Source organism: Neorhizobium tunisiense, assembly GCF_039631515.1.
Taxonomy (GTDB): Bacteria; Pseudomonadota; Alphaproteobacteria; order Rhizobiales; family Rhizobiaceae; genus Neorhizobium.
On the sequence record NZ_JBDIUU010000007.1, the window covers coordinates 312,514 to 337,692 of the forward strand.

The window sequence follows — 25,179 nt, forward strand, 5'->3', positions numbered from 1 at the left end:
GCAAATATAAATATAATTGTCTGGGAACACAGGGGATTTAGGATGCCGTCAGATAAGACCAAGGCGCCGGAGGAATGGACCCAGCGCCGCATTCAGTCGATCGAGGTCGGCTTCCAGGTCATTCGCGCCATGGAGGCGGCGAACGGCCCGCTGCCCCTGCGTGACATTGCGGCCGCAGCCGGCATGCCGCCCAGCAAGGCGCATCTCTACCTCGTCAGCTTCGTCAAGGAAGGCGTCGCCTTCCAGGATCCGGTCACCGGTCACTACGGGCTCGGGCGCTTCGCGATCCAGCTCGGCCTGTCGGCCATCCGCCAGCTCGACGTGGTGGAATTCGCGCGCGAAGAGCTTGCGGCGCTGCAGCGCACCGCCGGTTTCGCCACCTATCTTTCGCTCTGGGGTGATCGCGGCCCTGGCATCGTTTCCAAGGTGGACGGCGAGCGGCAGGGATCGCTTGCCGTGCGCCTCGGCTACGTGCTGCCGCTTCTCACCTCGGCAACCGGCCAGGTCTTCCTCACCTATCTCAACGAAAGCGAGACCATGGCGGTACGCCAGGACGAGATCGCTGCAGCCAAGCGGGGTGCGCCGGATGACACCGCCTCGCTCTCGCCGCGCGTCACCACGACCAGGGAAATCCAGAAGATCATCGAGACCGTGCGCCACCAAGGTTATGCGATGACCATCAACAGCATCAATTCGAGCTTCGCCGCCATCGCTGCGCCGGTCTTCGACTATAGCGGCCGGATCGTTGCGACCATGACCGTGCTCGGCTCCGACAAACAGCTCGCCGGCCCCCGCAAGAAGCCGACCATCGACGCGCTGCTCGCCGCAGCACATCGACTTTCGGAACGGCTGGGGGCACCCGGCCGCGGGGCGAAGGGCGAGGACAACGTCAAGCCGCCCACGCCGCCGAAGTCGACGCGGGCGAAGAGCACGGCAGTGCGGTGAAAATATCAGGTGGTGCATAGCGTCAGCCTCACCCTCGTTTGTGGGGCGTGTGCAAAGGGTTTTATGGTGCCACACCCGTCCTGTAATGGAATAGTCACAAATATGATCGGAGGACGAACTCAATTATCAAGTTGAACGTCTATAGGGCATGCGTGCTCATCTGCCTCGCGTCGATCGCCTATAAATGGCCAATCGCCGGTATGGTCATTGTCGGATGGTGGGGAGGCGCATTGATCGGCCTTTGGGCAAAGAAAATACGGCCCTCCAACGTGGACAGGTCGACTTTCGAGATCATAAATTCCAGTAGCCTTGGCTTGTTGAGCGTATGGCTCGGTGTCTGGAATGGCTTCTACGTCTGGAAGGATCTAGATCGCGATTATTGGCGAAAAGGCCGTGAGTGAAAGTTGGCCAAGCCAAATCTTGATGTACAGCTGTGACCATCGACTTCTGCTCCGCGTGCGGAGTCGGACGGTGCCTAGATTCCGTTCCTAATTGACCTCATCAAATTAATTAGTATACCTTACGATCTTCGGCTGGAGGAGCCAAGGAGGAGGATTTCATGCACGGGATCGATGCCGCCACCGTTGCGAAACGGGAAGAATTTTATGCACGGCTCAAGCCGCACAACATGGCGCCCCTATGGGAAGTGATGAAGGGCATGCTGCCGCCGGAGCCGACCTCAAAGGCGCAGGCGCATCGCTGGCGTTATGACGACATCCGCCCGCTGATCCTCGAATCCGGCAGCCTGCTGACCGCCGAAGAGGCCGAGCGCCGGGTGCTGATCCTCGAAAACCCCGCCTTCCCGGCCCAGTCGCGCGCCACGTCGACGCTTTATGCCGGCATCCAGATCATCATGCCGGGCGAAGTGGCGCCGGCCCATCGCCACACGCCTTCGGCGTTGCGCTTCATGCTGGAAGGTTCGGGCGCCTATACGACCGTCGGCGGCGAGCGCACCCGCATGGCGTTTGGCGATTTCGTCATCACGCCCGTCTGGGCCTGGCACGACCATGGCAATGACGGCGCCGACCCGGCCGCATGGCTGGACGGTCTCGACGTGCCGATGATCGCCTTCTTCGAAGCCGTGTTCCGCGAGGATTCCGACGACACCGAACAGGAGCTGCTTCGGCCCGAAGGCGACTCGCTTGCCCGTTTCGGTTCCGGCATGATGCCGATCGGCGGCACGAGCCCCTATGGCCAGACGACGCCGATCTTCAACTATCCGTACGAGCGCAGCCGCGAGGCCCTCTATCGCGCCTCGCGCGGCGAAGTCATCGACGCCCATATCGGCACGACGCTTCGTTATGCCAATCCGGTTGACGGCGGCTGGACGATGCCCACCATGTCCGCCTGGCTCAGCCATGTCCCCAAGGGCATGGAAACGGCAAAGATCCGCTCGACGGACCATATCGTGATGTGCATCGCCGAAGGCACAGGCTCGATCACGATTGGCGTAAAAACCTTCGACTTCGGCCCCAAGGACGTGATCGTCGTGCCGGGCTGGTCGTGGCGCTCGTTCAAGGCGAACGAGGACGTCGTCGTATTCTGCTTCTCCGACCGCGTGGCGCAGGAAAAGCTCGGCTATTTCCGCGAAGACCGCACCCGCGTCTGAGCGAACGAGATCAGGGAGAGAAATCATGCGTTTTTGCCGCTACGACGATAATCGTCTCGGCGTGGTCGTCGGCGATCAGGTGAAGGATGTCACCGGCGTCCTCGATCGCCTGCCGAACTACCGTTACCCCTTGCCCCATGGCGACCAGTTCATGGCCCATTTCGCCGAGCTGCGGCCAGTCATGGAAGAGATGGCGAGGACCGCGCCGTCGAAGCCGCTGGCCGATGTCGCGCTTCTGAGCCCGATCGCCAATCCCGGCAAGATCGTCGGTGCCCCGGTCAACTACCGGCTCCATCTCGACGAAGTGCTGGACAGCGACCAGCTGCATCACGGCATGAAGATCAAGCCGATCGCCGAGGCCGGCGTGTTCCTGAAGGCGGTCAGCTCGCTGATCGGCCCGTCGGAAGGCGTCGTCGTCGACTGGGCCGACCGCCGCACCGACCACGAGATCGAGCTCGCCGTCGTCATCGGCAGACAAGCGTTTCGCGTGTCGGAAGCCGATGCGCTGGATTACGTCGCCGGTTACGCGATCTGTTACGACATCACCATTCGCGGCCCGGAAGAGCGCAGCTACCGCAAGTCGCTCGACACGTTCAGCGTGCTCGGACCTTATGTGGTCACCGCAGACGAGATACCGAACCCGAACAATCTCGATTTCGAGCTGACAATCGGCGGCGAGAGCCGGCAGAAATCGAACACCAGCATGCTGATCTTCAATGTCCAGAAGCTGATCGAATTCGCCAGCAAGGCCTACACGCTTTATCCGGGTGACATCATCATGACCGGCACGCCGGAAGGCGTCGCCCCGATCGCTCCCGGCGACGTGCTGCACGGCACGTTCGAGGGCATCGGCTCGATGGACGTGAAGGTCTACGGCAACTGGGACAAGACATGAGTTCGGAGCCCAGCCCATCGGCAGAGAGGGACGGCCATGCCGTCCTTCTCGACGGTGTCGTCGGCATCCGCATCCGCCGCCTGCAGTCGTTGTTCGGCAACCATTGGCAGAACTGGTTCCGGGCCCGCTCGCTCGCGGTCACCCCGGTCCAGGGCGGCGTGCTGCTCCTGATCCGCCGGTATCCGGGCATCAGCCAGATCGCGCTCGCGAGGCGGTTGCGCATCGAACCGCCGACGCTGGTCCAGACGCTCGCACCGCTCATCAAATTCAAACTCGTCGAACGCGACCGCGCCGCCGATGACGGCCGCGTCTATGAACTGCGGCTCACCAAGGCAGGGATCGAGGCCGCCGCCCTGGTGGAAACGTCGTTGCCGCAGCACGAGGCCGACCTGCTGCGGTTTCTGTCCGCAGAGGAGCGGCAGAGGTTTCTGGAATTGCTCGACAAGGCGATTGCAGGCGCTGAGGCGGCGATCGAGGGGCAAGAGAAGGCGGGGTAGTCTACGCCTGCCTGCAGGAAGGTCGGGGGTCTCCTTCCTCATCCCTGCGCTTGTCACAGGAATGAGGTGGAACAGTCGACGCCACCTTCTCGAACCAACCACCCATTTCCCGATTGCCACATAACAGGCGACCTGATACCTCTTTCCTATGCATCTGGGAGGAGCAGGACATGCGGTCATGGCAGGTATTCGAGGCATCGGAAGTACTGCGGGAGGTCGAGGAGGCGAACCCGAAGCCGGCGGGCTCGGAGGTCGTCGTTTCGGTGTCCCATTGCGGCCTCTGCCATTCGGATCTGACCCTGTGGAAGGGCATTTTCGACATGGGTGACAAAAAGGTATCGCTCGACAGCATCGGCATGAAGCTCCCACTCACCCTCGGCCACGAAATCCTCGGCACCGTTACCGCCATCGGCCCGGACGTCACGGGTGTCAAAGTCGGGGATGTCAGGCTCGTTTATCCGTGGCTCGGCTGCGGCGAATGCGACACCTGCCGCGCCGGACAGGAAAACCTCTGCATGCAGGGCCGGCCGCTCGGGATGCGCAGGCCGGGCGGCTTCGGCAGCCATGTCGTGGTGCCGGACAGCCGCTATCTCATCGACATCGGTGACCTCGACCCGGCACTTGCCGCCACCTATGCCTGCTCGGGCCTCACCGCCTATTCGGCAATCAGGAAGGCCATGCCGGTCCGTCCGGACGAGGCGATCGTCGTGGTAGGTGCCGGCGGGCTAGGCCTCAGCGGCATCGTCGTCCTCAAGGCGCTCGGCCACCAGAACATCGTCGTGGTCGATGTTTCCGAAGACAAGCTGAAGATCGCCGCGGATGCCGGCGCCCACGGAACGGTACTTTCGACCGGCGACGACGTGACGAAAACGATCGTCGATGCAGTCGGCACACCGGTGCGCACCATCATCGATTTCGTCAACAACAGCCAGACGGCGGCCTTTTGCTTCCCGGCGCTGGCACGCGGCGGCCGCATCATCATGGTCGGCATGTTCGGCGGCCAACTCACCATCCCGACCATGCGCATGGCGCAGGGGGGCCTCAGCCTGATCGGCAGCATTACCGGCTCACTGCAGGAATTGCGCGATCTGGTGGACCTCGCCAAAAGCGGAAAACTCGATGCCATTCCCTATGAGGCGGTGCCGAAATCATCGATCAACGACGCGATGAACCGGTTGTCCAAAGGCACGGTCAAGGGACGCATCGTTCTGGAGGAGGTGCCGGCGTGAGTGCACAGCAAGGCGAAATGCATGAAGTTTGGCGCGGCAGCGTGCGCCAGTGGGAAGTTGACGAGAACGCTCACTGGAACACCCAGTACTACGTCGCCCGCGCCAACGAGGGCCTCGCGGTTCTGTTCGGTCTCAACGGGTTGCCCGGCCTCCTCTCGCCCTCGTCCGCCACGACGATCGTCTATAACGAGCATCATATCCGCTTCCATCGCGAGGCCCATGCGGGCGCCTCGCTGCACATGACCGCAGGTTTCCTCGATATCGGCGAGACGACGGCGTTTGCGGTTCTCATGCTGCACAACAGCCATTCCGGCCAGCTTGCCGCGAGCTTCAGGGTGCGGCTGACCCATGTCGATACGGCTGACCTGAAGACGCCCCGCCCTTGGCCCACGGCCTTCCGCGAAAAAGCCGCCACCTCGCTGGTCGAGGCCCCCAAGGAAGCTCTCGCCCGCGGCACCGGCGACGAACCTGTGGCGATCAGCGCCTCCCGCGACCAGGCACTCTCGCTCGGCCTGAGGCGCACCGCCATGAGCCTGATCGAGCCGGAAGCCTGCGATGCCTTCAACCGCCTTGCCCCTCAGAAATTCATCGGCGCGGCCGGCGGAGGGGTGAAGCAGCTCACCGGCCCGATCCGCGAAATCGTCAGCAAGCACGCCGAAACGCCGCCCGGCAAGGTCGGTGGAGCGGTGCTGGAATTCCGCATTCTCTATGGCGAGGCCCCGCGTCTCGGCGACTGTTTCGAGATCTGGGGCGGGTTGCAGAAGACCGACCAGCGCGTCATGTCGCTGATCTTCTGGATGGTCGATCCCTTCAGCGGCCGGGTGTTCGGCACGATGCAGTCGGTCGCGGTGGTGTTTGATCTGGATGCAAGGGCGATCGTGCAGATCTCACCGGCGGCGACGGAGGCATTGGCTCCTCTGGTGACCGAAGGGCTGGCGCTTTAGGGTGCAAACCACCCCGCTGCCCCGCCGGGCATCTCCCCCGCAAAGGGGGAGATTGGTATGCAGCGCTCTCAGCGAAATTTCTCCGCCGTCGCCACGCAGTTGATGAGCGCGGCCAGTTCCTTGCGCGATGCAAACGAGGTTTCCGGGCTCATCGACAGGAAGGCCTTGATGCCGCGCACGGTGGGGACAGAGTTCTTCTCCAACTGGCCGACGATGCGTTCCACTTCCGCGTCGATGCCGGCGTCTGCGACCGTGATGCCAACGATGCCGAGCATTTTTGCTTCCGTTGCGGGAATCACGTCACGGGTAAGAACCATTCGGGCGAGCGTGGCGCGGGACACCCGGTCGGCGAGCGCGTTGAGCACCAGTGTCGGGGCAATGTCGTGGTTCATTTCCGGCACCTGGAAGGTGGCGCTTTCGGCGGCGATCGCCACGTCCGCGAGAGCCGCGATGGCGCAGCCGACGCCGGCAGCCCTGCCGCGGATGGCGGTGATGAACGGAACCGGGATTTCGCGCAGCACCTCATAGAAATCGAGAACCGGATCGGAGATTGCGCTGCGCAGGTCGAGCGCGGTGGCGCGAGACCCGGCGGCCGGCATGGCGGCGCTGCGGCCGGTGCAGAAATCGCCGCCCTTGGCATTCATCAACACGACGCGGGTTTCCGGCGACAGCGACTTCAACGCGGCGGTGATGGCCTGCGCCATCTCGGGCGTCAGCGCATTGCCCTTGTCGGGACGGTTGAGGGTGATCTCGAGGACGTTCCCCCAGGTATTGATCAGGACGTCGGACAATGTTTTCTCCTCACGCTTCTTGTTTGGCTTTTGCCGCCCGGATCGCTTCCCAGATACGGGAGGGCGTCGCCGGCATTTCGATATGGGTGACGCCGAGATCGGCGAGCGCATCGGTGATGGAGTTGATCGTCACGCCGAGCGACGGTGTCGTACCACCCTCGCCGCCCGGACGGAAACCGAGCGGGTGGCTTTTGGCCGGCACTTCGCTGATATGGGTATCGAAGCTCGGGAAATCGGAAGCACGCGCCACCTGATAGTCCATGAAGGTCGCCGACAGGTTCTGGCCGGTCTCCTGGTCGTAGTTCGACCATTCGAACAGCGCCTGGCCGGCGCCCTGGACGATGCCGCCATGAGTCTGGCCATCGACGATCATCGGATTCAGTGCCTTGCCGACGTCATCGACCGTCGAATAACGCGGGATATGGAAGAAACCGGTTTCCGGGTCGATCTCGATTTCGCAGACTGCAGCGCCGTAGGGATAGGCGAGCCCGTGGGTGGTCTCGTCGGAAATCGCCGCAAGCGTGCCCCGCAGCTCGTCCGGCAGGCCGAGGTCGTTTTCCGCAGCCTGCGCCGCCTCGAACAGGCTGACGACGCCGTTCGATCCGCGGGCGCGAAAATGCCCGTCGGTGAAGTCGATTTCTTCCGGCGTGACGTTCAGCATGAAGGCGGCGATCCTGCGGCCGCGTTCGATGACCTCGGCCGTCGCCTTGTGCATGACGATGCTCGCGAAACGCAGCGAGCGGCCGGAATGCGAACCGCCGCCGGCCGAGACGAAATCCGTATCGCTGGCGCGGATCTGCACCACCTCGTGGGAAATGCCAAGGAAGGACCCGACCAGCTGGGCGAACGCCGTTTCGTGCCCCTGCCCCGTGTTCTGGGTGCCGATGACGACATCGACGATGCCGGCGGTCGGATCGATAGTGATCTCCGCACGCTCCCGCGGCACGCCGCTGGTGCCCTCGATATAGTTGGAAAGACCGATGCCGCGATACATGCCGCGTTCGCGGGCTTCAGCGCGCCGCGCCTCGAAACCCTTCCAGTCGGCCATGTCGAGCACCTTGTCCATGCAACCGATATAGTCGCCATTGTCATAGGTGACGCCCATCGGGTTGGTATAGGGCGAGGCCTCGTCCGGGATCATGTTGATGCGGCGCAGCTCCACCCGGTCGAAACCGAACTTGCGGGCGGCAAGGTCGATCATTCGCTCGATGATGTACATGGCTTCAGGACGGCCGGCGCTGCGATAGGGGATGGTCGGCACGGTGTTCGACATGGCCGCGCGGAATTCCACATGTGCGACCGGCACGCGGTAGAGGCTGGTCATCAGCTGGATGCCCTTGTTGAGGGGCGTGTAGGACACCGTATGGGCGCCGATATTGCTGGTATTGACCGAGTGGAAAGCGAGAAACTTGCCGTCCGCGCCGAGCGCCAAACGCGCTTTGACATGCAGGTCGCGGCCCTGGAAATCCGACAGGAACGCCTCGATGCGCTCCGCCTGGTGCTTGACCGGCCGGCCGGTGAGCTTGGCGGCGTAGGGCAGCAGCACGAATTCCGGATAGGTGGCGTTGCGGGTGCCGAAATTGCCGCCGACATCGCGGGGCGCCACGACACGCACGAAAGCCATATCGACGCCGAGCGATGCCGCAATCTGCTCGCGCATCATCACCACACCATGGCCGCCGGAGGCGTGGATGGTGAACTTGCCGGTCTCCGGATCGTATTCGGCGGCGGAGGAACGCGGCTCCATGTGGACACCGGTGACGCGCTGCGCCCAGCTGGTGAATTCGACGATATGAGCGGCCTTGGCGAAAGCTTCCTCAGTGCCGGCTCTGTCGCCGACTTCGCCGTCCATCGCCTTGTTGCCCGGAACATGGTCCCATAGCTGCGGGGCACCCTCTTCCAGCGCGTCGACGCCGCGCACGACGGAGGGCAGTTCCTCCCAGTCGATCTCGATTGCCTCAGCGGCATCCTTGGCGAGATTGGTGCTTTCGGCGACGACCATGGCGACCGCCTCGCCGACGAAACGAGCGCGGTCGGTCGGCAGCGCCTGGTGGTGGGTGCGGGCGCGCTCGGTGCCGTCGTAGTTCTTGATGCGGATATCGGAGCCGAATTGCGAACTGCCGATCGCGTGCGGGATCGGCGCGATGCCGGCAGCAACGATATCCTCGCCGGTCAGGACGGCAAGTACGCCCGGCATGTCGCGAGCGGCGGACGTGTCGATACCGCGGATGATCGCATGGGCATGCGGCGAGCGCACGAAGGCGGCATAGGCCGTGTTTTCGAATTTGAGGTCATCGGCGTACTGGCCTTTGCCGGTGATCAACCGGTTGTCTTCCTTGCGCCTGACGTCTTCACCGATCATGCCATTCCTCCCATTCACATCGTCCCACATATCCCGGACGATGGCATTCCGCATGCGGCTCTTGGGCCTTCCTGAAGCGAAACGCAAATCAATTCATAATAGGCATATTATATCCGTCAATGTTGAAAATCATGGCCTGCGGAAATTGGTATGGAAAGACTTTCTCTTTCGGCGACAACCGAACGCCGACCGGAATGAGGGAAAGTACAAAGTCTCGTAAGAAAAAATGCCCAGACCGGGGTCTGGGCCAGGCTTCCCTGGGAAGTGAGTAGCGTCAGGCGGCCTCAGGCCCCTGGTTGAGCACGTAGCCGGGGCCGCGCTTCAGGAAATCGGTCCAGAGCCGCAGCGTACGTTCCGGCTGGTCGACCTCGATCGAATGGGCGGCATCGAAGATGAAGGCGCGCTGCGAGGTCGGGATGTTGCGCTTCAGGTGAGCACCCGCCTCCGCCGGCACGACCTTGTCTTCGGTGCCGAGCAGGATCAGCGTGACTGCCTCGATCGAGGGCAGGCGCTCACTGAGCGCCTCGTCAACCTGAATGTTATTGGCGAGGCGCTCGTAGGTTTTGCCGTTGCCGGCCATGACTTCAGGCGATTTCGGCGTGGACTTGATCTTCTGCGGATGGGCATAGAGCGCCTTGAAACGCTCTTCCGGATCGGCGGGCAAACCGCCCCTGCCCCCGAAGCGGAAGCCGGCCGGCACTCCGAGGATCAGGTGGTCGACCATTTTCGGATGTTCGGCGGCAAGCCACAAAGCCGACCAGCTGCCGAAGGACGAACCGATTACGTCGAAACGCGGACCAACCAGCTTTTCGGCGAACTCGGCGACCATGGCCACCCAATCCTGCACCGTTTTCAGGCTGTCGTTGCCCTCGGTGCCGTCGAAGCCCGGGCAGATCGGCGCATAGACCGTGTGGTTGCCCGTCAGCGCCTTCAGCGGCTCGGTCAGCATCACGCCGCCGGCGGCATGCAGGTAGACGACCGGCGTTCCGGTGCCGCCGATATGATAGGAGAGCCTGCCGCCGGAAAGCTCGATCGTCTTCAATTCAAAGGTCATGGATCAAACTCCTCTTACAAGCCAGCGACTTCGGGGGCGATGCGGTCGCGGAACAGTTCCATGCCACGGCGCACGACGCTTCCCGGCATGTTGCCAACCTTGATCGTCAGGTTCAGCAGGCCGCAATCCAGTTCCTGGCGCAGGCGTTTGATCTGTTTGATGACCGATTGCGGGCTGCCGCAGATGATAGAGCCGGCTTCGATCTGCTCTTCCACCGTGCGGCCGCGCAGCGTGGCGAGACGCTTCTGGAAATTCTCGCCGGCATCGGCATCGGTGTAGTAGCGGCTCTGCCCCAGAACGAGTTGCTGGGCGGAGCGCTGCGGGCGCATCAGCGTCTGGTGGAAATAGGTCTGGGCGGCGGCCATGTGATGCCTGGCCTCCTCGTCCGTATCGGCGATGCAGATCTGCTGGCCGACCAGGATGTCGTCCGGTGTAGGCTCCCACCCGTAGGAGCGGGCGGTCTTTTTGAAATTCTCGACCGCAGCCTTGGCGATCGACAGGTCCTGGATCAGCGTGATGCCCATGATGGCGCGCATCTTGGCGACGAACTCGGCCGATTCCGCGTTGCTGGCGGACATCAGGATGCGCGGATGCGGCTTCTGGATCGGCTTCGGCCAGATGGAGACCGCCGGGAACTGATAGTGCTCGCCTTCCCAGCCGAACGGTTCGTCCTCGGTCCAGCACTTGATGATCAACTCGGTCGCTTCGCGCAGGCGACTGCGGGATTCACTCGGCGGGATGTTGTAGGCAATGTATTCGTGCGGGATGCCGCGCAGGAAGCCGGCGATCAGGCGGCCACCCGACATCACATCGATCATTGCATATTCTTCGGCGACGCGGATCGGGTTGAGGAGCGGCAGAAGGTTGCCGACGATGGCGATCTTCGCCTTGGACGTCTGGCGGGCGAGCGCCCCGGCGATCAGGTTCGGGTTCGACATCAGGCCGTAAGGGCTGAAATGGTGCTCGTTGCAGCCCACCCAGTCGAAACCGTAGTTCTCGGCATCAACCATCTCGTCGATATATTCGTTGTAGAGCGCCTGGATGCGGGTGCTGTCTATGCCATGCGTGCTGACGGGCCATTCATGCGGCAGCTTGTCGTAGTCCGGATAGGGCATCAGGTGGAAAAAGTTGAACTTCATGGAAAACTCCGCTCTGACCGTCGCCGGATGAAGGCAAAACGGATCCGACGATGACGATTGAAAATTGGATCAGTTGCTGGCGACGAGGCGCGGCGCGACGTCGTCGATGCGGCTGGCCATTGCCATTTCGGCAAAGCCGACGACCTGCGAAGCGACGATTTCGAGCGGCTGGGCAACCTCGCGGCGGGCCGGTTTGCCATCGACGAAAGGTTTCTCGTTGGATTTGATGGTCGCCGCATAAGGGGTAGGCCAGCCACGCAGCGCATGCACGACCGAGCGCAGTCCGATCAGCGTTGCCCCGAGCGCCTGGTCGCCGGCGGCGCAGACGATGCAGCCGACGGCGCGGCCGTCGAAATAGGAGCGGACGTCGCCCCGCATGTCTTCCGTATAGTCGATGGCGTTCTTGATCGTGCCGGACATGCCGCCGTGATAGCTCGGCGTTGCGATGATGACGCCATCGGCGCGGCGAAGCGACTGGAGAAGACGAAGGGCGGCCGGAGTGCGGTGCGTCACGCCCGGATCGAAGAGCGGCAGTTCAAGTTCTGCGCCGCAGATGAGGTCGATTTCCGCGCCGGCCTTTTCGGCAGCCGCGAGGCAGTAGCGCAGGGCAAGCTCGGAACTCGAGCCGGGGCGCTGCGTCCCACCGATACCGACGATAAAGGGTTTGCGGGTCTGCGTCATGGGTTTTCCTCCTTCGGCCGCAGCCGACTGCCTTATCAGGCCTCCTGACGGAATTTTTGTATACCTTTTGGCGAAAAGTCAAGGAAAATGTGCAGAGATAACGCTCCCGACGATAAAAAGGTATGCACTTCTTGACGATTGGCTTCGACGGGTTGTTTGTCGTAGTCTCCCCACATCATCAGGGAGAAGGAACAGGTGACGGCTTGACGAACGAGACAACCAGAGACGGAGCCAGGGACGGGGCGACACAGAGCGCCGTCGAGACCGCCTATCATCGCATCCGGCACCTGATCCTCACGGGCGAGATGCGCTCCGGCGACAAGCTGCTCGAAAACCAGCTCGCCGCCGCGATCGGCGTTTCCCGCACGCCGATCCGCGAGGCTTTGAACCGGCTGAATGCCGAGGGCCTCGTGGTGCTGGAACGTTACCGGCGGGGGATCGTCGCGGATTTTTCGCTCGACGACGCGGTCGAAATCTTTCGCCTGCGCGCCATTCTCGAAGGTCATGCGACCAGCCGCGCCGCCAGCCGCATTTCGGAAGCCGACCTGCAGCGGCTTCAGGAGTTGGAACGGGTGATGGAGGCCCAGTTCGAGGAGCTCGGCTGGAACGAACATCTCGAAGGGTTCGACAAGCTCAACGCCGAATTCCACGCGGTGATCGCCGCGGCCGCCGAAAGCCCGAGGCTCGAAAAAATCCTCGCCTCCTCGCTGGAATTGCCGGCTTCGATCTTCAACCGCTATTCGGAGCCGGTCGAGGTTCGCACACGCCGCACCCATGCCCAGCACCGGGAAATTCTCGCCGCGCTAAGAGCCCGCAATCCCGAATGGGCGCAGGCGGCGATGAACGCCCATCTCTTCTCGCTGCTGCCGACCGCTTCGGGCTCGCTGGAGCATGAAGACGGAGCGAAATGAGTGCGGTAACCTGCACCCTTTAAGGCTTCGGCGGCCGCTGCGGATTTCTTACCGATTGGTGGCCATCCACAGGACGTGGCGCCCGCCGCGCTTGCCGTTGGCGCGCACATAAATCTCCTCGGCGGCAAACCCCACGTCCCGCAGCCGCCGGGTGAAGGCGGCATCCGGCGCCGACGACCAGACGGCTAGAACGCCGTTGTGGCGCAGCGCAGCCTTGGCGAAGCGAAGACCGGCGTGGCTATAAAGGCTGTCGTTGGAGGCCCGCGTCAGCCCGTCGGGGCCGTTGTCGACATCGAGCAGGATGGCATCGTAAGCAGCATTGCGCGACCGGATCAGCGCGCCGACATCGCCGACGTGAATATCGACACGCGGGTCGTCGAGCGTACCCTTGTGAAAAGCAGCCATCGGCCCGCGCGCCCAGTCGACCACGGCCGGAACCAGTTCCGCGACGGTGACCCTAGCATCGTCCGGGAGGACTCCAAGAGCCGCCCGCAGGGTAAACCCCATGCCGAGACCGCCGATCAGCATATGGGCATTTTTCCGGCCGGCAATCCGTTCGCAGGAGAGCGTCGCCAGCGCCTCCTCCGAACCGCTCAGCCGGCTGTTCATCAGCTCAGTCGAGCCGAGCATGATCGAAAATTCGGACCCGCGCTGCTTCAGGCGCAACTCGCCGCCTTCGCCGGGAATGGTTGCGCGGTCAAGCTGGATCCAGGGAAGCATCGGCCTATCTCATCGTCTCGTGTGGGACGCCTCCTAACACAGACGTTGCGGGGAAAACACCGGACTATCGGCGGTCGGCGGAAGAATCGGGTCACCCAGGCCATGCTGCCGATGGTGAATTCGACATCGCCGGTCTGGAAGCGGCCGCCAGAGGCTGAGGTGGAGGCATGGAGGGCGGGGAACTACCTCCCTCCTCATTCCGATGATTGTTGTGGGGTACGCTCCGCAACGCCCGACCTGGAACAGGCCGATAGCAGCGGAATTGTCAGTGCCTCGATCAGCACAAAAGCGAGCTCTTCGAGTTCGCCATCGGTAAGCTCCGAATAATCGTCTCCGATCGGAAGATTATCCGAGCCCCCATCGTTGTTTTTTGGATTCATGTCTCGCCCCAGCCCGCGGCGAACATGCATGAAATTTTATAAATAGCATCACCTTTTTGATGCTGTGCTGCAAAAATAAAAAGGCCCGCGCCTTTTCCCCCTGCGCGGGCCTCTCCTAAGACGTAACCTCTTCTACGCTCGACTTAGGAGAACGCCATTGTACTCCCGACTGCGAAGTCCTCAATTCGTCCAAAAGACCTAGCACAAGGGGTATAGCCCCGGGGGGGAGCGGCCGGCTTTTGGGGCGCCGGCCGCTAAGACCGCAGCGACTGGGGGGTGACAATAGTGCGGTCCTGCGCCTCAAATGACGACAATCGCGATCGCACATCAAGATGAACCTTGGGTGATATGGCTACGCCCAAAGGCTTCATAGCCTTATCAAAATCATCAAATCAGCATCCCCTCGTCAGGCCGCCCGCCTGGCGGTCACGTTGCGCAGATACGGCATGACCTCCTTGGAGTAGATCTCCATATTCTTGCGGGTTAGCTCGGCCGGTAGCGTACCGAACTGCAGAAGCGTGAGCAGATGGCCAAAGCCGATCTGGGCCTGGTATTCTTCCAGCTTTTCGCGCACCGTTGCCGGACTGCCACAGATGAATTTGCCCTCGTCGATGACGCTGTCGATCGTCTGCTTCATCGAATGGCCGGCCTTGGCCGACATAGCCCCGACCATGGATTTCACCGAGGTGTAGCCCGGCGGCAGCAGCATCTCCATCGGCATGCGCAGGAATTTCTGGAGGAAGGCCTCTATATGCTCCTTGGCTTCCCTGCGGGCGATCTCGTCTGTCTCGGCGACATAGAGCGGCAGCGACCAGCCGAGCTGGTCCTCGGTCGCCTCGTAGCCATAACCGGCAGCAACGTCCTTATACATCTTCATGTAGCGGGCGACGGTCGAAACCGAGGCGAAGGTCTGGAGATAGGTGTATTTGCGGTCCGGATGGGCGGCCCATTCGATCGTCTCGCTGGACCCCTGGCTGGGTATCCAGATCGGCGGATGCGGATTGTCCTGGTAGACCCGCGGCCAGACGTTCACGTATTCGAAATTATAGTGCTTGCCCTCGAAGACGCTCGGGCCGGGTTTTGTCCAAGCCTGCAGGATCAGGTCATGCGCCTCCTGGAACCGCTCGTGGCTGAAGGCAGGATTGACGCCCCAGGAATGGTATTCGGCGCCGATGCCGCGCACCATGCCGGCGATCAGGCGGCCGCCGGTAATATTGTCGACCATCGCGAACTCTTCGGCGACTGTCAGCGGGTTGTTGAGAAGCGGCAGCGCGCGGCCGAGAATGGCGATCTTGACGTTCTTGGTGCGGCGGGCGAGCGCGCCGGCCATGACGCCGGGGATCGGCATCAGGCCATAGGCGTTCGAGTGGTGCTCGTTGACGCAAATGCCGTCGAAACCGAGCTGGTCGGCATATTCGAGCTCGTCCAGATAACGGTTGTAGAGCTGATGGCCCTTCTTCGGGTCGTAAAAGGTGTTCGGCAAGGTGACCCAGGCGGAATTGTGCTTCTCGTCATAGGACAGATCGAGATCCGCGTAGGGCATCAGGTGCATGAAGTAGAATTTCATCGCGTAACCTCCCCGATGAAGCCATTGACGAGTTCGACGAAATGGTCGGCCTTTTCGATCTGCGGCAGATGTCCGCACTTCTCGATGATCTCGAGTCGCGAATTGGGAATGAGGTCGCGCCAGGCAGGAGCGTAACCGACCGGCATTGCCTTGTCGTTGCCCCCCCAGACGATGAGCGTCGGCGCCGAAATGCGATGCAGCCACTTGTAGAGGTCCGGATTGAGGAACCTCGGTTCCCAGGCGAGCTTGGCCGAGGTCAGCCTGTTCTTCAGCAGTATTTCCATCCCCTCCCTGGTCTGCGGAACCGCCAGCATCGCCTCCGCAAACGCCTGGTCGTAGAAGAGGTTGCGGGCGGTCTCCTCTGGGCTCCACATGAACACGTCGCCCTTGCGCACGCCCTTCACTCGGATGCCGGCGGGCGCCACGACGGTCAGGGAACTGAGCTTGGTCGCATTGCGGATGGCGATCTCGGCCGCCAGCCAGCCGCCGATCGACGTACCGACAAGGTTGACCTTCTCAAGGCCGAGATGGTCGAAGACATCCAGATAAAAGAAGGCAAGGTCCGAAATGTTGTCGAGCCATTCGGGACTGTCGGAGGCACCAAAACCCGGATGTTCCGGCACGATGACTTCATGGGTTTCGGAGAGCTTCTCCATGAAGGGCAGCCAGCGCGAGGCGCCGCTCGTGCCATGCAAGAACAGGAGCGGCGCGCCAGTCCCTTTCCGCATGAACCGGACTTTGCAGCCGGTTATCGTCTCCGTGCTTTCGGTAACGCTCATCGGTTTCCGCCCCTCCCAAGTGCCGTTTACCGCAGACGACAAGCGCTCCTCTGCACCCGCCCGAATGCCTGTACTGGCGGCAATCTGTATAACCTTGGCAGGTGGGTCAATATGATTCTGTCAAATTTTGATTGATAATAGCGAATTTCTAACTTGCATCTTCGATAATTGCATACAAAGTAGGCGCCGCTCGGGTGGGGAGAGTCATGTTCGCCCGGTGCGCAGGGAGGATAGGAATGCAGGCCGAAAAACTGTTTGATCTCCATGGTCAGGTAGCGATCGTGACGGGCGCTGCGAGCGGCCTGGGGCTTGCGATCACCAAGGCGCTGGCCGCCAATGGCGCGCATGTGGCGTTGCTCGATCTCAACGCCGAGACCCTCGCCGCCGCCTGTCAATGGCTGAACGGCCAGGGCTTTTCCGCCGAGAGCCATCAGGTCGATGTTTGCGACAGCGCGAGCCTGCGCGACACGATCAACGGCATCGCCGAAAAGCACGGACACCTCGATATCCTCGTTGCCAATGCCGGTATCAGCGGCGGTCCGAATTCCCGCACGGAGGCCGGCGCGATCGAGAATGTCAGTGACGAGTTGTGGAACAAGGTGGTGGACGTGAACCTCACCGCCACCTTCGTCGCAATCCAGTCGGCCGCCAAGCATATGAAGAAGCAGAAAAACGGCCGCATCGTCGCAATCGCCTCGATCGCCGGCATGCGCGGCGACCCCATGACCGGTTACGCCTATGCATCCAGCAAAGGCGCCGTTGTCAACCTCGTCAGGCAGGCTTCCTGGGAACTGGCACCCTACAACGTGCTGGTCAACGGCATTGCGCCCGGCCCCTTCCGCACCAATATCGCCGGCGGCCGCATCCGCGAACCGGAAATCGAGAAGGCTTTCGCCGACACCGTACCGCTCGGCCGCATCGCCGAGACGGACGAGATCATGGGCCTCGCGCTGCTTTTGGCGTCGAAGGCCTCGAGTTTCATGACCGGCGCGGTGATCCCGATCGACGGCGGCACGGTCGCCATCTGAGCCCGTGTGAAATGTCGCAATTGACAATATCAGGCTCCCTGCTTTATCCCCTGAGAGGGGAATGAGGAGCCGGCCTTATCAAGGCGCATAATTGACGGATACCAAGTGCATTCGTCTCATGAAAGTCGGAGGAAATGACCATGAATATCGCGACCCATACCGCACCCTCTTCCGAGGCCTATGTTTCCGCGCGACTGCTGATCGACGGCGTCTGGCTGGAAAACGGCGACCGCAAGACGCAACCCCTTATCAATCCGGCCACGGAAAAGGCGATCGGCGTGGTGCCGCATGCGACGGCGCAAGATCTCGACCGGGCACTCGAAGCCGCCAAACGCGCCTTTCCGCTGTGGCGGGCCACCAGCCCGCGCGAGCGCGGCCGCATCTTGAAGCGCGCAGCACAATTGATGCACGACCGGCAGGAAGAGATCGCCACTCTTGCGACGCTGGAAATGGGCAAGCCGATCGCCGAGGCGCGGCTGGAAACCCATTTCGCCACGGAAGAAATGGAATGGTTCGCCGAGGAAGGCCGCCGCACCTATGGCCGCGTCATCCCGGGACGCATCGGCGAAACCCGTTTCCAGGTCGTCAAGGAGCCGGTCGGACCGACCGCCGGCTTTTCCGCCTGGAACTTTCCGGTCGGCAATGCCGCCCGCAAGATGGGCTCGGCGCTCGCCGCCGGCTGCACGATGATCTACAAGCCCGGCGAGGAGGCCCCGGCATCGGCTGCAGCCGTCGCCCAGTGCCTTCTCGATGCAGGCGTTCCGGCCGGCGTCATCGCCGTCGTCTATGGCGTGCCGGACTTCATCTCGCGCCACCTGCTCGCTTCGCCGATCATCCGCAAGATCTCGTTTACTGGCTCGGTCCCGGTCGGCCAGCACCTCATCCGGCTTGCCTCGGAAGGCCTGAAGCGCACCACGATGGAACTCGGTGGCCATGCGCCGGTGCTCGTCTTCGATGATGCCGACCAGACGGCTGCCCTTGATATGTCGGTGCAGCGTAAATACCGCAATGGCGGCCAGGTCTGCGTCTCTCCGACCCGCTTCTACGTGCAGGACAAATCCTACGAAGCCTTCTGCGCCGGTTTTGCCGAGCGTGCCGGCAAGATCAAGGTCGGCGACGGCCTCGATCCGGCAACCGGCATGGGTCCGCTCGTCCACGGCCGCCGCCGCGACGCGATCGAGGCGCTGGTGCAGGACGCGACCTCCAAGGGCGCCAAGCTGCTCTCCGGCGGTCATCGCGTTTATAACGAGGGTTTCTACTTTGCCCCAACCGTTCTCGCCGACGTGCCAAGTGATGCGCGGATCATGAGCGAGGAGCCGTTCGGCCCGGTCGCCGTGCTCAACCGCTTCTCGGATTTCGACGATGCGGTCACCAAGGCGAACGAACTGCCCTACGGCCTTGCGGCCTATGCCTTCTCCAATTCGCACAAGACCATCGCAAAACTTTCCGACGCGCTCGAAGCGGGCATGGTCGGCATCAATTCGTTCAACATCTCGATGCCGGAAACGCCATTTGGCGGAGTGAAAGCGAGCGGTCACGGTTCCGAAGTCGGGATCGAGGGCGTCGAGGCCTATATGGTCACCAAGACGGTCAGCATCACCTGATCCGGTTCAGGTCTAAAAAGCTTCAAGAGGACGAGAGTTATGAAACACGAAAAACCGACCGGGACATTCGCCGCCGAGGCCGTGCTGACCCACATGAAGGCCGCCGGCATCGATGTCCTGTTCGCCAATGGCGGCACCGACTTCCCGTCGATCATCGAGGCGTTCGCCCGCCAGCCCGAGACCGGCCTGAAGATGCCAGAAGCCCTGGTCATCCCGCATGAGGGTGTGGCGGTCGGCATGGCGCATGGCTATTACCTGATGACCAGCAAGCCGGCCGGCGTCATCGTCCACGTCAATGTCGGCCTTGCAAACTCGGTCATGGGCCTGATCAACGCCCGCTCCGAAAACGTGCCTGTGATGATGTTCTCCGGCCGCACGCCGATCACCGAGGCCGGCCGTTTCGGCTCGCGTTCCTCGCCGATCCATTGGGGCCAGGAAATGTTCGACCAGGGCGGCATGGTGCGCGAAGTGGTCAAGTGGGACTACGAACTGCGCTACCCGGAACAGGCGGGCATCGTTATCGACCGCGCCATGAGCATCGCCATGAGCGAGCCGCGCGGCCCGGTCTATCTCAGCCTGCCGCGCGAGGCGCTGGCCGAAGGGACCGAGATCGAAACAAGCCACCGTTCTACGGTCACTCCGACGACCTTCGGCCCTGCCGATCCGACACTGGTTGCTGAAGCTGCCGACCTGCTTTCCAAGGCGAAGAACCCGCTGATCATCACCCAGAGCCCGGAGCTCGCTCCCGATTTCGAACCGCTCGCCGGCTTCGTCGAGAAATTCGCGCTGCCGACCGTCGAAATGTGGGCGACCCGCCTGGCACTGCCGAGCGACCACCCGATGATGATCGGGCGGGACTCCACCCAGGTCCTGAAGGAAGCCGACGTCGTCGTCGTCATCAATGCCGCCGTGCCGTGGATATCCGATCATACGGGCCTTGCCGAAGGCGCAAAGGTCATCGCCATCGGTCCGGACCCGCAGCATAGCCGCGTGCCGATCCGCAGCTTCGAGATCGACATCGCGCTTGCCGGCGGCACCAACAAGACGATCGCGGCCCTTGCCGCGGCGATGGCCGAACGTGTGCCGGCCAGCGAAACCTTCTCCGAACGCCGCGAGAAATGGGTAAAGATCAAGGCAGCCCAAGCCGAAGCCGCCGACAGGCGCGCCGCCATGGGCAGTGGTTCGCCGATGACGCCGGCCTTCGTCAGCCGCTGCGTCTCCGACATTATGGATGAGAAAACGACTATCGTGAACGAACTCGGCATCGATCCATCGGTGATGAGCTTCAAATATCCGAAGTCCTATTTCTCGACACCGCTTTCCGGCGGTCTCGGTTTCGGCCTCACAGCCGCGCTCGGCGCCCAACTCGGCGACCGCAGCCGCCAGGTGATCGCCACGATCGGCGACGGTTCCTACATGTTCGCCAACCCTGTCGCTTGCCACCAGACCGCAACCGCGCTGAAGCTGCCGCTGCTGACGATCGTCTTCAACAACGGCATCTGGAACGCCGTGCGCCGCTCGACGCTCTACATGTATCCGGACGGCAGTGCTGCGACGGCCAATACCATGCCGATCACCGCGCTCGACCCGGCTCCCGACTATGCCGCCGTCGCCCGCGCCCACGGCGCCCATGCCGAACGCGTCGAGACCGGTGCCGATCTGCCGGCGGCGCTGCAGCGGGCACTCGCCGCGACCAGGAGCGGCCGGCAGGCCATGCTCGAAGTCATGGTTTCCTACTAGGAGGCGTCGGTCATGGGGGGAGCCGGAGACGACGCAAGGACGATAGAGACGCTGGCAGAGTTCCGCCGGCGCTATCCGATGGTCGGCGATCTCGAAAAACGGGCGAAATGGCGGATACCGCGTTTCGCCTATGAATTTCTGCAGGGCGGCGCCGGCGATGAAACCGGCCTCGACCGAAACCGAACCGCGCTGCAGGCGGTCGAAATCGTCCCGCGCTACGGCATCGACGTGTCCAAGGTCGATACCTCGGTCGAACTTTTCGGCCATCGTTACGCCGCCCCGATCGGCATCTCGCCGATCGGCTTCGACGGCATGATGTGGCCGGGTGCCACTGAGCGTTTCGCCAGGGCCGCCCAGGTCCACAACATCCCCTATCTGGTCAGCACGCTCGCCTGCGCGACGATCGAAAAAGTCGTGGAATGGGCGCCTGACGTCACCTGGTTCCAGCTCTACCCGATGGCGCCGAACAATCACCAGTACAGTCTCGAAATGACTGACCGCGCCCGCGTCGCCGGCGCCAAGGTTCTGGTCGCGACGCTGGACGTGCCGGTGCGTGCCAAGCGCCCCCGTGATCTGAGGAATGGCCTCACCATGCCCTTCAAGCTCACGCCGAAGGCGATGTTGGCGGCGGCCGTGGCGCCCTTCTGGCTAAACGCGATCCGCCGCAAGGGCATGCCGACCTTCGCCAATATGGCCGGTTTCGCCGGCGCGCCAGACCGTGTGACCACCTCCGCCTTCGTGCAGAAACATATCGGCGGCGGCTTCCCCTGGGAGCAGATCGCCCGTCTGCGCGACAGGTGGCCGGGGCCGATGATGGTCAAGGGCGTCATGCACCCGGCAGATGCCGAAAAGGCGCTGGAACTCGGCTTGAACGGTGTCGTCGTCTCCAACCACGGCGGCCGCCAGTTCGATGCGGCACCGGCGACGATCGACGTCCTGCCGGAGATTGCCCGCACCGTGGGCACGCGCGGCACCGTGCTGTTCGACAGCGGCGTCGTCTCCGGCGTCGACATGATGCGCGCGATTGCCTGCGGTGCCCATTCGTCCTTTGCCGGTCGTGCCTTCATGCTCGGCCTTGCCGCACTCGGAGACCATGGCGCCGCCCACATGGCGCAGGCCTTCATCGAAGAATACCGCATCACACTGGGCCAGAGCGGACTGCTGAATACCGGAGAGGCCCGCCGCGCGACCGTGCGCCATTCCGGTGCGTGGACGGCCGAAGATTTCCAACCTCACTTCTAATCGACCATGTCTCCGGGGAGGAGAAACCCATGAAAGTTGCCGACGCCATCGTGGAAATTCTGAAACGCGAGGGGATCGAGGTCATCTGCGGTTACCCGGTGAACCACGTTCTCGAACACGCGGCCATGGCCGATGTCCGCCCGATTATCGTGCGCCAGGAGCGCCACGGCCTGCATATGGCCGACGCCATGTCGCGGTTGAGTTCCGGCAAGACGATCGGCGTCTTCGCCATGCAGCTCGGACCGGGCACGGAAAATGCCTACGGCGGCATTGCCCAGGCCTATTCGGAATCCGTGCCGCTGCTGGTCCTGCCGATGGGCTATGAACGCCGCGTCGCGCATGTCGATCCGAACTACAATGCGACCCGCTCGATGCGCGACATCACCAAGTCCGCCGAGCCGATCACCTCGGCCGCCGAGATCCCGAACATTTTTCGACGGGCTTTCTCCAAATTGCGCAACGGTCGCGGCGGTCCGGTGCTGATCGAGATCCCGAACGACATGTGGCAGGACGACGTGCCCGAGCCGCTGGACTACCGGCCGGTTCTTTCCACCCGCTACGGGCCGGACCCGATCGCGGTACGCGACGCCGTCGACCTGCTGCTCGCCGCCAAGCGGCCGATCCTCTATGCCGGACAGGGCATTCATTACGCACAGGCCTGGCCGCAGCTGAAGCAGCTCGCCGAACTGCTGGCAATCCCGGTTTCCACCAGTCTCGAAGGCAAGAGCGCGTTTCCGGAAACTCATCCGCTGTCTGTCGGCGCCGGCGGGGCGGCGATCTCAAAGACCTTGCGCCACTTCCTCGATAGCTCCGACCTGATCTTCGGCATCGGCTGCTCGTTCACCGAGACCGCCTTCGGCGTGCAGATGCCGCTCGACAAGACAGTCATCCACGCCACGCTCGACCCCGATCACGTTAACAAGGATCTCGAAGCCAAGGTGGCGTTGGTCGGTGACGCGGCGCTGACGCTCGACGCGGTTCTCGCCGAGCTCGAAGCCCGCAAGATCTCGCCGCGCGACCATACCGAAGTCGCCGCCGAGATCGCCAAGATCCAGGCGGAATGGCTGGCGGAATGGATGCCGAAGCTCACCGCGCCGGACGCGCCGCTGTCGCCCTACCGCGTTCTCTGGGATCTGCAGCACACGGTCGATATCGAAAACACCATCATCACCCATGACGCCGGCAGCCCGCGCGACCAGCTTTCGCCTTTCTGGAAATCGGTGAAGCCGCTCACCTATATCGGCTGGGGCAAGACGACCCAGCTCGGTTATGGCCTCGGCCTTGCCATGGGCGCCAAGCTGATGCATCCCGACAAGCTCTGCATCAATGTCTGGGGCGATGCGGCAATCGGCTTTACCGGCATGGATTTCGAAACCGCGGTGCGCGAGCGCCTGCCGATCCTGTCCATCCTGCTCAACAATTTCTCGATGGCGATGGAACTGCCGATCATGAAGGTCTCGACGGAGAAATACCGCTCGACCGACATTTCCGGCGATTACGCCGCCTTCGCCCGCGCGCTCGGCGGTTACGGCGAACGCGTTACCGAGCCGAGCGAGATCATCCCGGCGATCAAGCGCGGCATCGAACAGACGAGACAAGGCGTGCCGGTTCTGCTGGAATTCATCACACGACAGGAAATCGCCCGGTCACGCTACCACCGCATGCTGACGGGTGAGAAGAAATGACCTCCCTGCAATCCACCATCGATGCCCTGAAGCTCCACTTCGGCGACCGGCTTTCGACCACGGAAGCGGTGCGCGAGCACCACGGCCACGACATGTCCAGGCAGCCGACCAGGCTGCCGGATGCGGTGGTCTATGCCGAAAGCGAGGACGAGGTGGCGCGCGTCGTCTCGGCCTGTTTCGAAGCGGGCATATCGGTAACGCCGTTCGCGGCAGGCTCGTCGATGGAAGGTCACACGATCCCGCTGAAGGGCGGGATCTCGCTCGACCTCACCCGCATGAACCAGATCGTCCAGGTCAATCACGAGGATTTCGACGTGCAGGTGCAGGCGGGCGTCACCCGCAAGCAACTCAACGCCCATATCCGCGACACCGGCCTGTTCTTCCCCGTCGACCCCGGCGCCGACGCCTCCCTCGGCGGCATGGCCTCGACGCGCGCCTCCGGCACCACGGCCGTGCGCTACGGCACGATGCGCGAAAACGTGCTGGCACTGCGCGTCGTCACGCCACAGGGCAACATCATCACCACCGGCCGCCGGACGAAAAAGTCCTCGACCGGCTACGACCTGACCAAGCTCTATGTCGGCGCGGAAGGTACGCTCGGCGTCATCACCGAGGTGACCGTCAGGCTCCACCCGATCCCGGAAACCATCGCGTCGGCCGTCTGTGCCTTCGAAACGATGCGCGGCGCGGTGGAGGCCGTCGTCGCGACCATCCAGAGTGGCATCCCGGTCGCCCGGATCGAATTCCTCGATGAAGTGGCGGTCGAAGCCGCCAACCGGCATGCCGGCCTGACCCTCAAGCTCGCTCCGACCCTCTTCCTGGAATTCCACGGCAGCCCGCGCTGGGTGGAGGAGCAGTCGAACACCGTGCGCGAGATCGCCAACGAGTTCGGCGGTTCGGACTTCGAATGGTCGACCCGCACCGAGGACCGCGAGCGGCTGTGGAGGGCCCGCCACGAGACGATCTATTCCAACCAGACACTGCGCCCCGGCTGCAAGGCGTTTACCACGGACGTCTGCGTACCGATCTCGCGGCTTGCCGAAGCGGTGCTCGCCGCCCGCGAGGACATCGACAATTCCTTCGTGATAGGCAAGATCATCGGCCATGTGGGTGATGGCAATTTCCATGTCGGCTACCTGATCAAGCCGGAAATCCCGCAAGAGCTTGCGGAAGCGGAACGCCTTGCCGAACGGCTCTACCAGCGCGCCATCGACATGGGCGGCACGTTCAGCGGCGAACACGGGATCGGCATTTCCAAACTGAAATACCTCCGCCGCGAACATGGAGACGCCGTCGACATGATGAACGCAATCAAGGCAGCCCTCGACCCCAAGGGCATCATGAACCCCGGCAAACTCGGCCAGGTGGAGTAAAGGC

Annotated in this window: 22 protein-coding genes; 13 read left to right on the top strand and 9 right to left on the bottom strand. The window is 62.8% G+C overall.

Going from position 1 to position 25,179, the window contains the following annotated elements; genetic code table 11:
• The first annotated feature begins 42 nt into the window (after window positions 1–42).
• From ABCW43_RS21305 to ABCW43_RS21330, 6 genes are all read left to right on the top strand, one after another.
• Entirely contained in the window at window positions 43–945 is a 903-nt protein-coding gene (locus ABCW43_RS21305; RefSeq protein WP_345928115.1) for an IclR family transcriptional regulator, read from the top strand.
• 559 nt (window positions 946–1,504) lie between these two features.
• Complete coding sequence (gene gtdA / locus ABCW43_RS21310; protein ID WP_345928117.1) at window positions 1,505–2,554, top strand: gentisate 1,2-dioxygenase; 1,050 nt, start codon at window positions 1,505–1,507, stop codon at window positions 2,552–2,554.
• A 25-nt stretch (window positions 2,555–2,579) separates the two neighbouring features.
• Window positions 2,580–3,449: a fumarylacetoacetate hydrolase family protein gene (locus tag ABCW43_RS21315; protein WP_345928119.1), complete on the top strand. Its 870-nt coding sequence runs from the start codon at window positions 2,580–2,582 to the stop codon at window positions 3,447–3,449.
• Window positions 3,446–3,946 (top strand): MarR family winged helix-turn-helix transcriptional regulator, encoded by a 501-nt coding sequence (locus ABCW43_RS21320; protein WP_345928121.1) that lies wholly within the window; start codon window positions 3,446–3,448, stop codon window positions 3,944–3,946. The genes ABCW43_RS21315 and ABCW43_RS21320 overlap by 4 nt, the downstream gene beginning before the upstream one ends.
• 170 nt (window positions 3,947–4,116) lie before the next feature.
• Window positions 4,117–5,175 carry an alcohol dehydrogenase gene (locus tag ABCW43_RS21325; RefSeq protein WP_345928123.1) on the top strand — a complete coding sequence of 353 codons (1,059 nt, stop codon included), beginning with the start codon at window positions 4,117–4,119 and terminating at the stop codon, window positions 5,173–5,175.
• The gene (locus tag ABCW43_RS21330; protein ID WP_345928125.1) at window positions 5,172–6,119 is read left to right on the top strand and encodes a thioesterase family protein; all 948 of its coding nucleotides are present in this window, start codon (window positions 5,172–5,174) and stop codon (window positions 6,117–6,119) included. Before ABCW43_RS21325 ends, ABCW43_RS21330 begins: the two co-directional genes overlap by 4 nt.
• A gap of 68 nt (window positions 6,120–6,187) precedes the next feature.
• Here ABCW43_RS21330 and ABCW43_RS21335 read toward each other — a convergent pair whose 3' ends face one another.
• The 5 genes from ABCW43_RS21335 to ABCW43_RS21355 all read right to left on the bottom strand — a co-directional run bounded on the left by ABCW43_RS21335 (window position 6,188) and on the right by ABCW43_RS21355 (window position 12,146).
• Window positions 6,188–6,910, bottom strand: coding sequence for an enoyl-CoA hydratase/isomerase family protein (locus ABCW43_RS21335; RefSeq protein ID WP_345928126.1), 723 nt, complete (start codon window positions 6,908–6,910; stop codon window positions 6,188–6,190).
• Window positions 6,911–6,920: 10 nt separating this feature from the next.
• Window positions 6,921–9,272 carry a xanthine dehydrogenase family protein molybdopterin-binding subunit gene (locus tag ABCW43_RS21340; protein ID WP_345928128.1) on the bottom strand — a complete coding sequence of 784 codons (2,352 nt, stop codon included), beginning with the start codon at window positions 9,270–9,272 and terminating at the stop codon, window positions 6,921–6,923.
• Between the two features lie 274 nt (window positions 9,273–9,546).
• Window positions 9,547–10,326: an alpha/beta fold hydrolase gene (locus ABCW43_RS21345; RefSeq protein ID WP_345928130.1), complete on the bottom strand. Its 780-nt coding sequence runs from the start codon at window positions 10,324–10,326 to the stop codon at window positions 9,547–9,549.
• Window positions 10,327–10,340: 14 nt separating this feature from the next.
• Window positions 10,341–11,465, bottom strand: a complete 1,125-nt coding sequence (locus ABCW43_RS21350) for an LLM class flavin-dependent oxidoreductase (RefSeq protein WP_345928132.1) — start codon at window positions 11,463–11,465, stop codon at window positions 10,341–10,343.
• 69 nt (window positions 11,466–11,534) lie between these two features.
• A complete protein-coding gene (locus ABCW43_RS21355; RefSeq protein ID WP_345928134.1) occupies window positions 11,535–12,146 on the bottom strand; it encodes an NADPH-dependent FMN reductase in 612 nt (203 codons plus the stop codon).
• 203 nt (window positions 12,147–12,349) lie between these two features.
• On the opposite strand from ABCW43_RS21355, the gene ABCW43_RS21360 reads away from it, so the two are divergent.
• Window positions 12,350–13,057: a GntR family transcriptional regulator gene (locus ABCW43_RS21360; RefSeq protein WP_345928136.1), complete on the top strand. Its 708-nt coding sequence runs from the start codon at window positions 12,350–12,352 to the stop codon at window positions 13,055–13,057.
• 48 nt (window positions 13,058–13,105) lie between these two features.
• On the opposite strand, the gene ABCW43_RS21365 is transcribed toward ABCW43_RS21360, so the two are convergent.
• The 4 genes from ABCW43_RS21365 to ABCW43_RS21380 form a co-directional block, all read right to left on the bottom strand.
• Window positions 13,106–13,777: a spermine/spermidine synthase domain-containing protein gene (locus ABCW43_RS21365; protein ID WP_345928138.1), complete on the bottom strand. Its 672-nt coding sequence runs from the start codon at window positions 13,775–13,777 to the stop codon at window positions 13,106–13,108.
• A gap of 194 nt (window positions 13,778–13,971) precedes the next feature.
• Entirely contained in the window at window positions 13,972–14,157 is a 186-nt protein-coding gene (locus tag ABCW43_RS21370; RefSeq protein ID WP_345928140.1) for a hypothetical protein, read from the bottom strand.
• Window positions 14,158–14,563: 406 nt separating this feature from the next.
• On the bottom strand, window positions 14,564–15,724 hold the full coding sequence (locus tag ABCW43_RS21375) for an LLM class flavin-dependent oxidoreductase (RefSeq protein WP_345928142.1): 1,161 nt from the start codon (window positions 15,722–15,724) through the stop codon (window positions 14,564–14,566).
• Window positions 15,721–16,503 (bottom strand): alpha/beta fold hydrolase, encoded by a 783-nt coding sequence (locus tag ABCW43_RS21380; protein ID WP_345928144.1) that lies wholly within the window; start codon window positions 16,501–16,503, stop codon window positions 15,721–15,723. Before ABCW43_RS21380 ends, ABCW43_RS21375 begins: the two co-directional genes overlap by 4 nt.
• Window positions 16,504–16,739: 236 nt before the next feature.
• Here ABCW43_RS21380 and ABCW43_RS21385 point away from each other — a divergent pair, with 236 nt between their 5' ends.
• The 6 genes from ABCW43_RS21385 (at window position 16,740) to ABCW43_RS21410 (ending at window position 25,175) form a co-directional block, all read left to right on the top strand.
• Entirely contained in the window at window positions 16,740–17,531 is a 792-nt protein-coding gene (locus ABCW43_RS21385) for an SDR family NAD(P)-dependent oxidoreductase (RefSeq protein WP_345928146.1), read from the top strand.
• Between the two features lie 140 nt (window positions 17,532–17,671).
• Entirely contained in the window at window positions 17,672–19,135 is a 1,464-nt protein-coding gene (locus ABCW43_RS21390) for an NAD-dependent succinate-semialdehyde dehydrogenase (RefSeq protein ID WP_345928148.1), read from the top strand.
• Window positions 19,136–19,174: 39 nt separating this feature from the next.
• Window positions 19,175–20,875, top strand: a complete 1,701-nt coding sequence (locus tag ABCW43_RS21395) for a thiamine pyrophosphate-requiring protein (RefSeq protein WP_345928150.1) — start codon at window positions 19,175–19,177, stop codon at window positions 20,873–20,875.
• 12 nt (window positions 20,876–20,887) lie between these two features.
• Entirely contained in the window at window positions 20,888–22,117 is a 1,230-nt protein-coding gene (locus ABCW43_RS21400; protein WP_345928152.1) for an alpha-hydroxy acid oxidase, read from the top strand.
• A 29-nt stretch (window positions 22,118–22,146) separates the two neighbouring features.
• The gene (locus tag ABCW43_RS21405) at window positions 22,147–23,802 is read left to right on the top strand and encodes a thiamine pyrophosphate-requiring protein (RefSeq protein ID WP_345928154.1); all 1,656 of its coding nucleotides are present in this window, start codon (window positions 22,147–22,149) and stop codon (window positions 23,800–23,802) included.
• Window positions 23,799–25,175: an FAD-binding oxidoreductase gene (locus ABCW43_RS21410; protein WP_345928155.1), complete on the top strand. Its 1,377-nt coding sequence runs from the start codon at window positions 23,799–23,801 to the stop codon at window positions 25,173–25,175. The genes ABCW43_RS21405 and ABCW43_RS21410 overlap by 4 nt, the downstream gene beginning before the upstream one ends.
• Window positions 25,176–25,179 lie beyond the last annotated feature (4 nt).

Excerpts from the sequence above, each read along its gene's own strand:
- ABCW43_RS21305 (WP_345928115.1), top strand. The coding sequence starts at position 43 with ATGCCGTCAGATAAGACCAAGGCGCCGGAGGAATGGACCCAGCGCCGC.
- gtdA (WP_345928117.1), top strand. The coding sequence starts at position 1,505 with ATGCACGGGATCGATGCCGCCACCGTTGCGAAACGGGAAGAATTTTAT.
- ABCW43_RS21315 (WP_345928119.1), top strand. The coding sequence starts at position 2,580 with ATGCGTTTTTGCCGCTACGACGATAATCGTCTCGGCGTGGTCGTCGGC.
- ABCW43_RS21320 (WP_345928121.1), top strand. The coding sequence starts at position 3,446 with ATGAGTTCGGAGCCCAGCCCATCGGCAGAGAGGGACGGCCATGCCGTC.
- ABCW43_RS21325 (WP_345928123.1), top strand. The coding sequence starts at position 4,117 with ATGCGGTCATGGCAGGTATTCGAGGCATCGGAAGTACTGCGGGAGGTC.
- ABCW43_RS21340 (WP_345928128.1), bottom strand. The coding sequence starts at position 9,272 with ATGATCGGTGAAGACGTCAGGCGCAAGGAAGACAACCGGTTGATCACC.
- ABCW43_RS21345 (WP_345928130.1), bottom strand. The coding sequence starts at position 10,326 with ATGACCTTTGAATTGAAGACGATCGAGCTTTCCGGCGGCAGGCTCTCC.
- ABCW43_RS21350 (WP_345928132.1), bottom strand. The coding sequence starts at position 11,465 with ATGAAGTTCAACTTTTTCCACCTGATGCCCTATCCGGACTACGACAAG.
- ABCW43_RS21355 (WP_345928134.1), bottom strand. The coding sequence starts at position 12,146 with ATGACGCAGACCCGCAAACCCTTTATCGTCGGTATCGGTGGGACGCAG.
- ABCW43_RS21365 (WP_345928138.1), bottom strand. The coding sequence starts at position 13,777 with ATGCTTCCCTGGATCCAGCTTGACCGCGCAACCATTCCCGGCGAAGGC.
- ABCW43_RS21370 (WP_345928140.1), bottom strand. The coding sequence starts at position 14,157 with ATGAATCCAAAAAACAACGATGGGGGCTCGGATAATCTTCCGATCGGA.
- ABCW43_RS21375 (WP_345928142.1), bottom strand. The coding sequence starts at position 15,724 with ATGAAATTCTACTTCATGCACCTGATGCCCTACGCGGATCTCGATCTG.
- ABCW43_RS21380 (WP_345928144.1), bottom strand. The coding sequence starts at position 16,503 with ATGAGCGTTACCGAAAGCACGGAGACGATAACCGGCTGCAAAGTCCGG.
- ABCW43_RS21385 (WP_345928146.1), top strand. The coding sequence starts at position 16,740 with ATGCAGGCCGAAAAACTGTTTGATCTCCATGGTCAGGTAGCGATCGTG.
- ABCW43_RS21390 (WP_345928148.1), top strand. The coding sequence starts at position 17,672 with ATGAATATCGCGACCCATACCGCACCCTCTTCCGAGGCCTATGTTTCC.
- ABCW43_RS21395 (WP_345928150.1), top strand. The coding sequence starts at position 19,175 with ATGAAACACGAAAAACCGACCGGGACATTCGCCGCCGAGGCCGTGCTG.
- ABCW43_RS21400 (WP_345928152.1), top strand. The coding sequence starts at position 20,888 with ATGGGGGGAGCCGGAGACGACGCAAGGACGATAGAGACGCTGGCAGAG.
- ABCW43_RS21405 (WP_345928154.1), top strand. The coding sequence starts at position 22,147 with ATGAAAGTTGCCGACGCCATCGTGGAAATTCTGAAACGCGAGGGGATC.
- ABCW43_RS21410 (WP_345928155.1), top strand. The coding sequence starts at position 23,799 with ATGACCTCCCTGCAATCCACCATCGATGCCCTGAAGCTCCACTTCGGC.